The sequence below is a fragment of the Pseudonocardia sp. OZ21 genome (assembly GCF_059359135.1).
Genome location: NZ_JCADBN010000009.1, coordinates 260,279 through 274,038, shown reverse-complemented (window position 1 = coordinate 274,038; position 13,760 = coordinate 260,279). Strand labels below are relative to the sequence as shown.

General features: G+C 72.5%; 12 protein-coding genes. 8 read left to right on the top strand and 4 right to left on the bottom strand.

Features of this window, described 5'->3' with window-relative positions:
• Nucleotide 1: 1 nt before the first annotated feature.
• Complete coding sequence (locus AC5L35_RS21980; RefSeq protein ID WP_495061545.1) at nt 2-1,393, bottom strand: SLC13 family permease; 1,392 nt, start codon at nt 1,391-1,393, stop codon at nt 2-4.
• 213 nt (nt 1,394-1,606) lie between these two features.
• Here AC5L35_RS21980 and AC5L35_RS21975 point away from each other — a divergent pair, with 213 nt between their 5' ends.
• The 8 genes from AC5L35_RS21975 to AC5L35_RS21940 all read left to right on the top strand — a co-directional run bounded on the left by AC5L35_RS21975 (nt 1,607) and on the right by AC5L35_RS21940 (nt 11,368).
• Complete coding sequence (locus AC5L35_RS21975; RefSeq protein WP_495061544.1) at nt 1,607-2,776, top strand: pyridoxal-phosphate-dependent aminotransferase family protein; 1,170 nt, start codon at nt 1,607-1,609, stop codon at nt 2,774-2,776.
• Nucleotides 2,773-5,742, top strand: a complete 2,970-nt coding sequence (locus AC5L35_RS21970; protein ID WP_495061543.1) for an FAD-binding and (Fe-S)-binding domain-containing protein — start codon at nt 2,773-2,775, stop codon at nt 5,740-5,742. Before AC5L35_RS21975 ends, AC5L35_RS21970 begins: the two co-directional genes overlap by 4 nt.
• A 123-nt stretch (nt 5,743-5,865) precedes the next feature.
• Entirely contained in the window at nt 5,866-6,465 is a 600-nt protein-coding gene (locus AC5L35_RS21965) for a TetR/AcrR family transcriptional regulator (protein WP_495061542.1), read from the top strand.
• The gene (locus AC5L35_RS21960; protein WP_495061541.1) at nt 6,462-7,124 is read left to right on the top strand and encodes a VC0807 family protein; all 663 of its coding nucleotides are present in this window, start codon (nt 6,462-6,464) and stop codon (nt 7,122-7,124) included. The genes AC5L35_RS21965 and AC5L35_RS21960 overlap by 4 nt, the downstream gene beginning before the upstream one ends.
• Nucleotides 7,117-8,553 carry an FAD-dependent oxidoreductase gene (locus AC5L35_RS21955; protein ID WP_495061540.1) on the top strand — a complete coding sequence of 479 codons (1,437 nt, stop codon included), beginning with the start codon at nt 7,117-7,119 and terminating at the stop codon, nt 8,551-8,553. Before AC5L35_RS21960 ends, AC5L35_RS21955 begins: the two co-directional genes overlap by 8 nt.
• Nucleotides 8,554-9,018: 465 nt before the next feature.
• Nucleotides 9,019-9,726, top strand: coding sequence for an HNH endonuclease family protein (locus tag AC5L35_RS21950; protein WP_495061539.1), 708 nt, complete (start codon nt 9,019-9,021; stop codon nt 9,724-9,726).
• Between the two features lie 2 nt (nt 9,727-9,728).
• A complete protein-coding gene (locus AC5L35_RS21945; RefSeq protein WP_495061538.1) occupies nt 9,729-9,983 on the top strand; it encodes a hypothetical protein in 255 nt (84 codons plus the stop codon).
• A 131-nt stretch (nt 9,984-10,114) separates the two neighbouring features.
• A complete protein-coding gene (locus AC5L35_RS21940) occupies nt 10,115-11,368 on the top strand; it encodes an MFS transporter (RefSeq protein WP_495061617.1) in 1,254 nt (417 codons plus the stop codon).
• Here the strand turns inward: AC5L35_RS21940 and AC5L35_RS21935 are convergent.
• The 3 genes from AC5L35_RS21935 to AC5L35_RS21925 are packed head-to-tail and all read right to left on the bottom strand — an operon-like array spanning nt 11,316 to nt 13,705.
• The gene (locus AC5L35_RS21935; protein ID WP_495061537.1) at nt 11,316-11,687 is read right to left on the bottom strand and encodes a PadR family transcriptional regulator; all 372 of its coding nucleotides are present in this window, start codon (nt 11,685-11,687) and stop codon (nt 11,316-11,318) included. The two genes, AC5L35_RS21940 and AC5L35_RS21935, sit on opposite strands and share 53 nt — an antisense overlap.
• A gap of 14 nt (nt 11,688-11,701) precedes the next feature.
• Nucleotides 11,702-12,352, bottom strand: a complete 651-nt coding sequence (locus AC5L35_RS21930) for a GNAT family N-acetyltransferase (protein WP_495061536.1) — start codon at nt 12,350-12,352, stop codon at nt 11,702-11,704.
• Between the two features lie 24 nt (nt 12,353-12,376).
• Nucleotides 12,377-13,705 (bottom strand): aminotransferase-like domain-containing protein, encoded by a 1,329-nt coding sequence (locus AC5L35_RS21925; RefSeq protein ID WP_495061616.1) that lies wholly within the window; start codon nt 13,703-13,705, stop codon nt 12,377-12,379.
• Between the last annotated feature and the right edge of the window lie 55 nt (nt 13,706-13,760).

Here is a 13,760-nt window from a genome sequence, read left to right as displayed (position 1 = left end):
CCTACAGCCAACCCGGCACCACCAGCAGCAGCCAGGTGACAGGCGGCGCAATCGCGACCATCGAGAAGCCCCAGCGCATCAACCGGCGGTAGACGTAGTCGCGGCGGTCCTCGGGGGCGTTGGCCGTGACGAGCGCGCCGGACGTGGAGAACGGGCTGGAGTCGACCACCGACGAGGAGATCGCCAGCGCGGTGATGAGCCCGATCGGGCCCACGAACCCGGCGAGGAGGAACGGCACCGCCAGCGGGATCAGTGCGCCGAGGATGCCCGTGGTGGAGGCGAAGGCCGACACGGCGGCACCGATGTAGCAGACCACCAGTGCGGCGAGCAGCGGCACACCGATCGCGGCGACCTGGTTGCCCAGGAAGTCGACCGTGCCGATGTCCTGCATGAGGTTGACGTAGGTGACGATCCCGCAGATCAGCAGCACGGTGGGCCAGGCCACCTGGGCCACCGCGCCCTTGTAGGTGTGCGGTGCGAGCAGCGAGAGCAGGACCGCGGCGGTGATGGCGAGCAGCCCGACGTCGAGCTGGAAGGCCAACGCCCCGACGGCCACACCGATCAGCGCCACGAGCGTGAGCGAGCGGTTCAGGTCGAGCGAGGTGACGGGTGGCCGCTCGCTGTCGGTGAAGCCTGCGCCCGTCGCTCCCGTGGTGGTCGCGCGCGCGGCGCCCGGACCGCCGGAGGAGATCCCGCTGGTGCCCGACTCCCGCCCGGCAGATGCGCTCGCCGCGGCCGGCTCGTCCGTCGTCTCGCCCGTGGTGTCGACGACGCGCCCCAGCAGCTCACGGCCGCCGAAGATCACGAAGACGACGATGTTGAGCAGTACGTTGAACACGAGGCTGCCGAGGAACAGGAACAGCGGGCTGCCCGGCAGGTTGTTCTGGGCGACCACGCCGTTGGTGATCACACCGAAGATGCTGAGCGGGGAGAACCCACCCGCGCTGGCCCCGTTGATGATCGACAGGCCCATCAGCACCGGGTTGATCTTGTGGCGGACCGCGAAGCCCATCCCGACCGGGGCGATGATCGCGACCGCGGCGGGAACCACGGCGCCGAACGCCGTGAGCACGCCCGTGACCAGGAACATGATCCACGGGATCAGGGCGACCCGGCCGCCCACGCCCTTCATGGCCACGTGCACCAGCCAGTCGACGGTGCCGTTGGCGCGGGCGATGGCGAACAGGAACGTGACGCCGACGAGGATCACGAACAGGCTGCCGGGGAAGCCCGCGAAGATCGCGTCGGCGACGTCGTCCGGACTCCCGTCGAGAGCCAGCATCCCGATGACGAACGCCGCTACGAGCGAGATCGCGCCGAGGTTGATGGGCAGCACGGTGGCGAGGACGAACGCCGCCACCAGTGCGAGGATCGAGATCACCTGATAGGACATGCCAATTCCTCACGGCCGGACGTCGTTGTTCCGTAATGCGGAAGGCGGTTTCCGTCCTGGAGTATGGTTCGGGTCACACCACCGGGTCAAGGCCCCCGTACACGGATACGCGTGTCTCGGCCCTCGCCTCTTCGTGCGAGCCTGTCGCACCCACCCGGGATGCGGTAGATGTCTTCCACGAAGCGGCAACGACGACGCACCTGGAGGCATCGCATGAGTCCGACCGGCGGGCGTCACTTCCTGCAGATCCCGGGACCCACGAACGTGCCCGACCGGGTGCTGCGGGCGATGGCGGCGCCCACGATCGACCACCGCGGCCCGGAGTTCGCGGAACTCACCACGGCCTTACTGCCTGCACTCGGCCCGGTGTTCGGCACCACGGGACCGGTGGTGATCTACCCGTCCTCCGGCACCGGCGCGTGGGAGGCGGCACTGGTCAACACCCTCAGCCCCGGCGACCGCGTGCTGATCGGCGAGACCGGCCAGTTCTCGACGCTGTGGGCCGAGCTGGCCGGACGGCTAGGTCTCGACGTCGAGGTGATCCCGGGCGACTGGCGCCACGGTGTCGTCCCCGATGCGGTCGGTGCGCGACTGGCCGCCGACACCGAACACGTGATCAAGGCCGTGTGCGTGGTCCACAACGAGACCTCCACCGGCGTCACCAGCCGGGTCCCCGCCGTCCGGGCCGCGATGGACGCGGCAGGCCACCCCGCCCTGCTGCTCGTCGACACCGTCTCGTCCCTCGGCTCGATCGACTACCGCCACGACGAGTGGGGCGTCGACGTCACGGTGACGGGCTCCCAGAAGGGCCTGATGCTGCCGCCCGGGCTGGGCTTCAACGCCGTGAGCGAGAAGGCGCTGGCCGCGTCCCGCTCGGCCGGGCTCCCGCGGTCCTACTGGGACTGGGCACCGATCCTGGAGGCGAACGCCCGCGGGTTCTTCCCGTACACGCCGGCCACCAACCTGCTCTACGGCCTGCGCGAGGCGCTCACCATGCTGAACGAGGAGGGCCTGCCCGCCGTCTTCACCCGCCACCAGCGCCACGCCGCGGCCACCCGCGCCGCCGTCCGGGCGTGGGGGCTCGAGGTGCTGTGCGCCGACGACCGGGAGTACTCCGGGTCGTTGACGGCGGTGCTGCTGCCCGCGGGCCACAACGCCGACGAGGTGCGCCGGATCATCCTCGAACGGTTCGACATGTCGCTCGGCACCGGTCTCGGCCGCCTGGCAGGCACCGTGTTCCGGATCGGGCACCTCGGCCACTTCAACGACCTGACGCTGGCCGGCACGCTCGGCGGTGTGCAGATGGGCCTGCAGCTGGCGGGGGTGCCGATCAAGCCGGGCGGCGTCGACGCGGCACTGGACCACCTGCGGGACGCCGGATGACCGAGCTCGCGAGCACGTCGCCGACACAGCACGCGGATCTCGCGCAGGCGCTGTCACGGGCGATCGAGGGGGAGGTCGCCTTCGACGACTACACCCGCCACCTCTACTCGCGCGACGCCAGCATGTACTCGATCACGCCGCGCGGAGTGGTGGCGCCGCGCCACGCCGCCGACGTGGCCGCCGCCGTGGCGATCGCCGCCGAGCACGGCGTCGCCGTCCTCCCCCGCGGCGCGGGCACCAGCCTGGCCGGCCAGACGGTCGGCGACGCGCTGGTGCTCGACTTCTCCCGGTACATGAGCACGATCCTCGAGCTCGATCCGGAAGCGCGCACCGCGCGCGTGCAGCCGGGGGTGGTGCAGGACCAGCTCAACCGGGCGGCCGGCGCACACGGGCTGATGTTCGGCCCGGACACCTCCACGTCCAACCGCGCCACGCTCGGCGGGATGATCGGCAACAACTCCGCGGGCAGCGGGTCGGTGCGCTACGGGATGACCATCGACCACGTCCGCGAGCTCGACGTGGTGCTCTCCGACGCCACCACCGCGCACCTCGCCCCCGTCGACCAGGCCGAACGCGCCCGCCGCGCCACGGCCGCCACGCTGGAGGGGCGCCTCTACCGCGACCTGCCCGCGCTGGTCGAGGCGAACCGGGGCGCGATCGCGAGCGGGTACCCCGGGTTCTGGCGCCGCTCGGGCGGATACCGGCTGGACCGGCTCGCCGCCGCCACGGACGGCTTCGACCTCGCCACCTTCGTCGTCGGCTCCGAGGGCACCCTGGTGGTGGCCACCGAGGCCACCGTCGGGCTGGTGCCCAAGCCGAAGCACACCGTGATCGGGGTGGGCCACTTCCGCTCCACCGCCGCCGCCATCGCCGCCACCGAGGACGCGCTGAGCTGCGACCCGGCGGCCGTCGAGCTGATGGACCGCACGATCCTCGACCTCTCCCGCGAGCGGATCGAGTACGCGGCACTCGGCGAGATCCTGCAGGACGACCCCGACGCGCTGCTCTTCGTCTCCTTCACCGGTGACGACGCGGCGGAGCTCGCTGGGCAGCTCGACCGGCTCGTCGCGCTGTGGGAGCGCCACGGCCACGGCTACCACACGCTGCGCGCCGAGACCCCCGCCCAGCAGGGCGCGCTGCTCAAGGTCCGCAAGTCGGGCCTAGGGCTGCTCATGGCGGCGAGCACGGGAGCGAACCGGCCGCTCGCGTTCGTGGAGGACACGGCCGTCGACCCGGCGCGCCTGGCCGAGTACACGGAGCGCTTCGCCAAGATCCTCGACCGCCACGAGATGCGGGCCGGGTTCTACGGGCACTGCTCGGTGGGCTGCCTGCACATCCGCCCGTTCGTCGACCTGTCCCGGCCCGACGAGGTGGCGAAGATGCGCGCGGTGGCCGAGGAGATCCGCGACCTCGTCACGGAGTTCGGCGGCGTCAACTCCTCCGAGCACGGCGACGGCCTCGCCCGCAGCGAGTTCAACCGGGCGTTGTTCGGCGACGACCTCTACGAGGCGATGCGCGGTGTGAAGGAGATCTTCGACCCCGGGAACCGGCTGAACCCCGGAAAGATCGTCGACGCGCCCGCGATGACCGACCACCTGCGCGACGCCGCACTGCCCCCGGCCCCACCGCTGCGCACCGCGCTCGACTTCACCGTGGTGGCGGGCGGGGCGGGCGGCATGCGCGGCGCCGCCGACCGCTGCATGAACATCGGCGTGTGCCGCAAGACCGACGCCGGGGTGATGTGCCCGTCCTACATGGCCACGCGCCGCGAGCACGACTCCACCCGGGGCCGGGCCAACGCACTGGTCAAGGCCCTGACGGAGCCCGACCCGCGCGCCGGGCTCACCGACGAGGGCCTGCACGACGCCCTCGACCTGTGCCTGATGTGCAAGGCCTGCAAGAGCGAGTGCCCGCTGTCGGTGGACATGGCCACGCTGAAGAGCGAGGCGCTGCACCAGGCCCACCAGGTGGAGGGCACGCCGTTGCGGTCCCGGGTGTTCGGTGGGATCCGCGGGCTCAACCGGCTCGGCTCGGCCACCGCCCCCCTGTCGAACCTGCCCGGCCGCATCCCCGCACTGCGCAGGCTGCTGGGCCGCACGCTCGGCATCGCCCCCGCCCGCCCCCTCCCGACGTTCACCCGCGCCACGCTCCCGCGCTGGTTCCGGAAGCGCCCCGCTGGAGTTCAGGAAAGCCACTTTCAGGCCCGTACAGGGCAGCAAAGTGGCTTTCCCGAACCGGGGAGCCGGGGCCCGCTCACGTTTCTCGCCGACTCGTTCACCAGCTTCACGGAGCCCGCGGTCGGGATCGCCGCCATCGAACTGCTCGAGCGGGCCGGGTGGGACGTGCGGCTCGAGGACGGCGGGTGCTGCGGGCGCGCGGCGTTCTCGAAGGGGCTGCTCGACCAGGCCAAGCGCCAGGCGTCCGGGCTGCTGGACGCGCTCGGTGGCACGTCCGGGCCGATCGTGGGCGTGGAGCCGTCCTGCCTCCTGACGCTGCGCGACGAGCACCGCGCCCTGCTCGGCGAGGACGCCCGCGTCACCGACGTGGCCGGGCGCGCGCGGCTCGTCGACGAGCTGATCGTGGAGGCGATCGACAGCGGAGCCCTGAAGCTGCGCGAGGACGCGTGGCCCGCTGGCCTGCGCATCCTCTTCCACGGGCACTGCCACCAGAAGGCCGAGGTGGGCACGGCCGCCACGATGGCGCTGCTGCGGCGGATCCCCGGCGCCGAGGTGGTCGAACTGGACGCCGGGTGCTGCGGGATGGCGGGCTCGTTCGGCTTCGAGGCCGAGCACTACGACGTGTCGATGCAGGTCGGAGCCGACCGCCTGTTCCCGGCCGTGCACGCCGAGCCGGCCGACACGGTGGTGGCCGCCACCGGAGTCTCCTGCCGCCAGCAGATCGCCCACGGCACCACCCGCCAGGCGCACCACCCGGTCGAGCTGATCCGAGCCGCCCTGGCGGGCTGAGCCGCCGCTCCCCAGTCGCAGCAAAGCCACGTTCATGCAACCTCGTTGCGTGAAAGTGGCTTTGCTGCGACCAGGGGGGCGATGCCCGTTGCGCGGTTTGCTTGACCGAGCTAAGTTCTGCTCGTGCGAGCAAGAACCTTCACCGAGTCAGGCAGGCGCGCCCAGATCGTGACGGCGGCGATCGAGGTGATCGCCGAGGTCGGCTACGCCAAGGCGTCGTTCACCCGGATCGCCAAGCACGCCGGCCTGTCGAGCACCGGCATGATCAGCTACCACTTCGAGGGCAAGGACGACCTGCTCACGGCGTGCGTCGCCGAGATCGAGCAGGTCACAGGGGCGTTCATGCAGCCGCGCATCGACGCCGCCGAGGGCCACGTCGCGCAGATGCGCGCCTACGTCGAGTCGAACGTCGCCCTCGTCGGCGAGCACCCCGCCGCCGTCCGGGCGCTGATCGACATCGTGAAGAACGCCGCCTCGCAGAGCCCCAGCGTCAACGGACGGCTCGACCTGTTCGAGGAGCACTTCCGCGCCGGGCAGGCGGCGGGTGTCTTCCGCCCCTTCGACGCGCGGACGGTGGCGATCGCCCTCATCACCGGCCTCGACGCGGTGGTCGTCACCACGGCCGAGGCCGCACCCGACCCCACCGAACTCGCCCGCATCGGCCGCGAGCTCGCCGACCTGTACGTGCGGGCGACCGCACCCGATCCCGAGGGGTCCGCATGACGATCGACGAGAAGGCCGCGCCCGACGCGGGCCTGCGCCGACTGGTCCGCGCCAACGTGCTGAACGTCGTGTTCGAGGTGGTCGTGCCGATGGCGCTGTTCTACGGACTGCGCGCCGTGGGCGTGGGCCAGTGGTGGGCGCTGATGGCCGGCGTCCTGGTGGCCGCGCCGTACGTGGTGTGGACCGTGGTGCACAACCGCCGGATCGACCTCCCCGCCCTGGTCACGCTCAGCGTCCTGGTGCTCTCGGTCGTGCTCGGCCTGCTGTCGGACGACCCGCGCACCCTCGCGATCCGGGAGGGGTGGACCGCCGCGGTGGGCGGCCTGGTCGGCGCGTGGATGCTGGTCACGGTCGTCGTCGGCAGGCGGGCCCAGCTGACGTTGGGCCGCACGATCGCCGAGGTCAAACGCGGCGCCGAGGGTGCGGCCGCGTGGGCGGCCCGCTGGGACACCGACGCCCGGTTCCGGCGCGGGCTGCGCATCAACACCGCAGGCTGGGGCGCAGTCCTGCTGGCCAACGCTGTGGTGCACGTCGTGCTCGTCTACGTGCTGCCGATCGACCTCATCTCCCTGGTCACCACGGTGGTGGGGCTCGCCGTGCTGGCCTGCCTGATCGCCTGGCACGTCTGGTACATGCGCAAGGAGAACCTCGATGCCTGACGTCCTCGTGGCGGGCGGCGGCCCGACCGGCCTGATGGCCGCGTTCGAGCTCGAGCGCGCCGGGCTCGACGTGCTGGTGCTGGAGCGCGACGCCCGGCCGACCACGCAGTCCAAGGCACTCGGCCTGCAGCCCCGGTCGATCGAGGTGCTGGCGGACCGCGGCCTGCTCCGCGCGGTCGAGCCGCACGTCGAGGCACGGCTGCCGGCCGGGCACTTCTCCGGCATCCCGATCGACTACGCCGACCTGCCGACGCGCTTCCCGTACCAGCTCGGCGTCGAACAGGCGCACGTCGCAGCGGCGATCGAGGCGCGGCTGCGCACGCCGGTGCTGCGCGGCGCGGCAGTCACGGCCGTGGAGCAGGACGGCGAGGGCGTCACCGTCACCGCGGGTGGGCGCGACCACCGGGCTGGGTGGCTCGTCACGGCCGACGGCGGGCACAGCACGGTCCGGACGCTGCTGGGGGCCGCTTTCCCCGGCACCTCGGCGCGGTTCACGCTGGTCGTGGCCGACCTGACGCTGGCCAGGAAGCCCGCCGGGCTCCCCGACGGCTGGCGGCTGCCGTCGCTCGCGTCGGGTTTCCTGCTGCCGCTCTCCGGTGGGCGCCACCGCGCGGTCGTCGGCGGCGAGGAGCAGCAGCGGCTCGGCCGCGACGCCCCCGTCACCGCCGACGAGCTGCAGCGGGCCCTGACCGCCGCGCACGGGCCGGGGATCGAGGTGGGCGAGGTGCTCTGGGCCTCGCGGTTCGGCGACGCGGCACGGCAGCTGGAGCGTTACCGCCACGGCCGCGTGCTGTTCGCGGGCGACGCCGCACACATCCACCTCCCGGTCGGCGGCCAGGGGCTCAACCTGGGCCTGCAGGACGCGGTGAACCTCGGCTGGAAGCTGGCCGCCCAGGTCAGCGGGCACGCGCCCGACGGGCTGCTCGACAGCTACCACGACGAGCGTCATCCGGTGGCCGCCCGGGTGCTGGTCAGCACCCGGGCGCAGGGGGTGCTCGGCGTGCCCGACCCCGACGCCGCGGCCGTCCGGGAGATCGTCACCGGGCTGCTCGCAGTCCCCGATGCCCGCCGCGCCGTCGCGATGGAGGTGTCGGGCATCGGGATCACCTACCCCGGCACCACCGGTCGCGCCGTCGACGTCCCGGTCGCGTCCGACGGCCGCGCCGTGCTCGCCGGCGCGGCACTGCCCGCGGGCTGGGCCGACCGCATCGATACCCGTGACGGCACGGAGCCGCAGCTCGTCCGCCCCGACGGCTACGTGGCGTGGGCAGGCGGACCGGGTCTGGACACGGCGCTGCGCCGGTGGTTCGGCGCCCCGGCCGTGGTCAGCGTCCCAGCTTGCGCGCCGCCGTCGTCAACCGTCCCGAGCGCTTCCGTGACGGCGCGGGCAGCGGGATCTTCCGCCGCCATCTGCGCCCCTCCTCCCTGATGCCCCGGGAGAGGTCGCGCGGCCGTGGGAGGAGCAGCCGGATCCCGACGCGGTAGAGGCGGAGCGCTACCCGCCCGACCAGCAGGCCGACGGGCAGGAGAAGCACGGAGAGGCACAGGACGAGCGCGACGATCAGCAGGACCGTGGCGACGAGCCAGACCAGAACGCCCGCGATCGTCCGCAGCACTCTCATCGCCACCGCCATGGGCCGGGGGCCGCCGCGACGGTGCAGCGGCCCGTTGTACGGCTCCCCCGTGCCAGCGGCGGCTCCGTCCTGACGGATAGCCGCTGGTCGAGGCGGATAACCCCGGCTCCCCTCCCTGGCCCACCGGCCGCGGCCGCGCGTGGCGGCGCGCCCACCCCCGTTGCAGCAAAGCCACGTTCATGCCACGAGGTTGCGTGAAAGTGGCTTTGCTGCAATCCAGCCGGGGCGCCGCACCGGACTGCTGGCATGATCGTCACGTCGTGGCCGTGGGTTCGCCCCGTGCCGGCAACCGGGATGGGAGCTACTGGGGCGTGCTCGGACAGCTCGTGCGGATCTTGGTGGCGCTCATCGCTGCGCTGCTGCTCGTCATCGGCGCAGGCGGTTGCACCGCCATCGCCTCACTTCCCGACACCGAGCCGGGGTCGACCACCCCGGGGTCGGGGGATGCGCGCACCAAGCTCGATGCGTTGGTGGAGCGGGCGCCCGCGTCGATGCGGGGCTACTCCCGCGACCGGTTCCCGCACTGGTCGACGCAGGGCAAGGGCGGCTGCGACACGCGCGACCTGGTGCTGCAGCGCGACGGCGAGGACGTCGTCGTGAAACCGCCGTGCAAGATCGTCAGCGGGGTCTGGCACTCGCCGTACGACGGTGCGACCTGGACCGACCCGGCGGACGTCGACATCGACCACGTCGTCCCGCTCGCGGAGGCGTGGCGCTCCGGCGCCGCCGACTGGGACGACGACCGCCGCGAGGCGTTCGCGAACGACCTGGACGGCCCGGGGCTGCTCACCGTCACCGACAACGTCAACCAGGCCAAGGGTGACCAGCCCCCGAACCTGTGGAAGCCGAAGCTCACCGAGTACTGGTGCACTTACGCGACACTCTGGATCGACACCAAGTCGAAATGGGATCTTTCGGTAACGTCAGCCGAACGCTCCACGCTCCTCGACATGGTGAACAGGTGTTGACGATGCCCATTGAGCACAGCTCCCTCATCACGGCACCGCCGGGCGGTGTCTGGACCGATGACGTCGGCGTGATCACCGGCGCCCTGGAGCTGCGCACGGGCTGCAGCGACGACGGCGAGGTCCGGGTCACCATCCGCTACGAAGAGGCCGACGAGTGGTACGCCGTGCGCGGGGGCACGGCCCGCCTGCACGACCCGGCCGACGCCGAGGTCCTGCACTCCGTGCTCGTCGCGGTGCTGCACCGGCCGGAGAGCTGATCGCGTCGATCACGGGCATTGACATGCCCCGGTCGCTGCTCGCAAGGTGGGCGACGACGAGGGGGGGACGTGTGGACTCTGAGCTGACGCCTGCTGTTGCCGCGGCGGAGGAGGAGTCCCGCCCCGACCAGATGCGGCGGGTGGCCCTCGCCAGCGCGGTCGGCACCACGATCGAGTGGTACGACTACTTCATCTACTCCACGGCCGCGGCGCTGATCTTCGGCTCGCAGTTCTTCTCGACGCTGACGCCCGCCTCGGCCACGCTGGCGTCGTTCGCCACGCTGGGTGTCGGGTTCCTCGCGCGCCCGGTCGGCGGGATCCTCTGGGGCCACTTCGGCGACCGGATCGGCCGCAAGGCCATGCTCATCTCGTCCCTGCTGCTCATGGGGGTCGCGACGGTCGGGGTCGGGCTGCTTCCGACGTTCTCCCAGATCGGTGTCGCCGCGCCGATCCTGCTGGTCGTGCTGCGCCTGCTGCAGGGGCTCAGCGCAGGCGGCGAGTGGGGCGGCGCGGCGCTCATGGCCGTGGAGCACGCGCCGGCCGGGCAGCGTGGCCGGTACGGGGCCTACTCGCAGATCGGGGTGCCTGCCGGCCTGATCCTCGCCCAGCTGGTGTTCGTCGTCATCGGTGCCACGATCAGCGACGAGCAGTTCGCGAGCTGGGGCTGGCGCCTGCCGTTCCTGTTCAGCATCGTGCTCGTCGGCGTCGGGCTGTTCATCCGCCTGCGGATCGAGGAGAGCCCGGTGTTCCGGGCGCTGAAGACCGAGCAGGTGCGCGCCCGCCTCCCCATGATCGACGTCCTGCGCGAGCGGCCGCGCGAGCTGGTGGTGGCGTCGGTCAGCTTCATCGCCAACACCGCCATCGGCTACGTGTTCCTGGCCTACCTGCTCTCCTACGGCACGTCCGTGCTGAAGGTGAGCCGGACGACGATGCTGATCGTGGTGATCATCGGCAGCGTCTCGTGGCTGGTGAGCATCATGGTCTCGGCGAACTGGTCGGACCGGGTGGGACGCAAGCCCGTCTACCTCGTCGGGTCGGTGCTCCTCGTCGTGTGGCCGGTGCCGTTCTTCCTGCTGATCGACACCCGCTCCACGGCCCTGATGGTGATCGCCGTCATCGTCCTGACGATCGGCCTCGGGGCGTCCTACGGCCCGCAGTCGGCTCTGTTCGCCGAGATGTTCGAGCCGCGCTTCCGCTACAGCGGCGCCTCGTTCTCCTACGCCGTCGGCGCGGTGCTCGGCGGCGGCTTCGCGCCGCTGGTCGCCACCGCGCTGCAGACCTCCACCGGCACGTCGCTGTCGGTGTCGGCCTACATGGTGCTGACGGCTCTGATCAGCCTCGCCGCGGTGATCGCGATCCGGGAGACGCGGCGTCTGCCCGCGTAGGCCGTGCTTTCGCGCTACCGCCCTGTCCGAGCACCGCGTGCACGCCCGCCACGAAGGAATCGAGCTCCTTGCGCTTCGTCTCGAGGGACCGGCGTCCGGAGCTCGTGAGCGTGTACCTGCGGGGCTCGGGGTAGCGCTCGACGAGCCGGTTGCGTTCGAGGTGGTGCAGTGTCGCGTACACACTCTGCGACGACGGGACGAACTTCCCGCCCGACCGTTCACGCAGGTGCCGGATGACCGCCGCACCGTCACCCGGCTCCGCCCGGATCACGGCGAGCAGCAGCAGGTCCAGGTGGGCCTGCACGTACGATCGCATCATCGCGCACCTCCCCGTCAGGGTCTGAGGTCCGGCATTCCCTGGGCTCGGCCTGCCTGAACATCCTGGGTGGATCGCCCCAGGTAGGTGGTGCCGGGCTCGGCGGCCACCGGGATCTCGTGGAACCCCATCCGGTCGTAGAAGGCCCGCGCGCGGGCGTTGGCGGTGGCCATGCCCAGGTGCACCGCCGCCACCCCCGCGTCGGCCAGTGCCTCCAGGAACGTGGACATCAGGGCGCGCCCGTGGCCCGCCCGCTGGTGGGTCGGCAGCAGGTCGATGTGCAGGTGGGCCGGGTAGGCCGCCACCTCGGGCACGAGCATCCGTTCGGGGTGGTGCAGCACGCCGGCCATCCAGGCGCTCGGTGTGGTCGGACGGCCGGTGGGCTGCGGATGGCGCTCGGTCAGCGGGGGCAGCCACTCCCGCCGGAACCACTCGACGAACGTGGGCGTGTCCGAGGTGCCCACGACGTACCCGACGGCCCGGCCGCCGTCGTCGACGACGAACGCGAGCGCGGGCTCGAACTCGACGTAGGGCAGCACGTAGATGTTCGGCAGCAGGTCGAGGTCGGGGTACAGCGCGCGGGAGTCCTCGCCTGCGTCCCCCGTGCGGACGCAGATGTCGGCCAGCGCGGCGCGGTCGTCGGACCGGTAGGGGCGGACGGTGGGCACGCGCCCACCGTAACCACCACCCGATCACTCCACCCCGTCGTCTCCCGGCGTTCCTCTGGCCAGCACGGCGAGGACGGCCAGCGCGGCGCCCAGCGTCGGTAGCGGTGGAGCCGCGAGCGCGAGCCGCACGGCGTTCGGGGCGTGGCCCGCTCCGACCGCGAAGGCCGCCGCCGGGGTGACGGCGATACCGCGGCGGGCGGCGGTGGCCACGAACGTCTCCGCCCGCCACGGCGCAGGCAGCTCCCACCAGCAGTGGTAGGAGGCCGGGTCGGTACGCACGGCGAACCCGCCGAGATGCTCGGCGACCAGGGCCTGACGGGCCGCGGCGTCCGCACGCTTGGCCGTCTCGATCTCCGCGACCACCCCACCGGCCATCCACCGCGTGGTCGCCTCCAGCGCGAACGCCTGCGCCATCCACCCACCCGAGCGCAGCGCCGCGGTGACGCGCTCCCGCAGCGCGGCGGGGGCGACCACGAAGCCGAGCGTGAGGCCGGGGGCGACCCGCTTGGACAGGCTGTCCACGAGGACGGTCCGCTCCGGCGCCACCGCCGCCAGCGGCGCGGGACCATCCCGCAGGAACGCGTAGATCGTGTCCTCCACCGCCGTCAGGTCGCGCTCGGCGAGAACTGCGGCGAGCGCCGCGCGGCGGGCAGGCGACATCGTCGTACCGAGCGGGTTGTGCAGCGTCGGCTGCAGGTAGACGGCGTCGAGGCGGCCCGCGCCGCGCAGGGCGTCGGGCAGCAGGCCGTCGGCGTCCATGGCGAGCGGGACCAGATCCACCCCCAGCCGGGCCGCGATCGCCCGCACCACCGGATAGGTCAGGGCCTCGACGCCGAGCCTGCCGCCGACCGGCACCAGCGCACTCACGGCCGCGGCGATCGCCTGCCTGCCGTTGCCGGCGAACAGCACCTGGGCGGGCTCCGGTGCCCACCCCTCACGGGCCAGGACGCCGGTGGCGGCGGAGCGGGCCGCGGGGGTGCCGCCTGCCGTGGCGGCGGCGAGGCCACCGGCGAGCGCCTCGGGCCGCAGCAGCCCCTCCAGCGCGGGCGCGAGCAGCACGGCCTGCCTGGGGAGCACGGGGAAGTTCAGCTCCAGGTCGACGCGCGCGGCGACGGGCTCGACCAGTGCCGGACCGGGGACGGGAGGGGCGGCGCGCACGAAGGTGCCCCGGCCCACCTCGCCCGTCACCAGCCCGCGGCGCAGCAGTTCGGAGTACACGCGGATCGCGGTGGACACGGCGATGCCCTTGTCGCGGGCGAACACGCGCTGGGTGGGCAGCCGGTCGCCAGGGCGGAGCCTGCCCAGCGCGATGTCGTCGGCGAGGGCGTCGGCCAGCACGCGGAAGTCGTCCATCATTGCACCGAGATCATTGTCAGCATTGCACCGAGATATTGCACCGGGCACACTG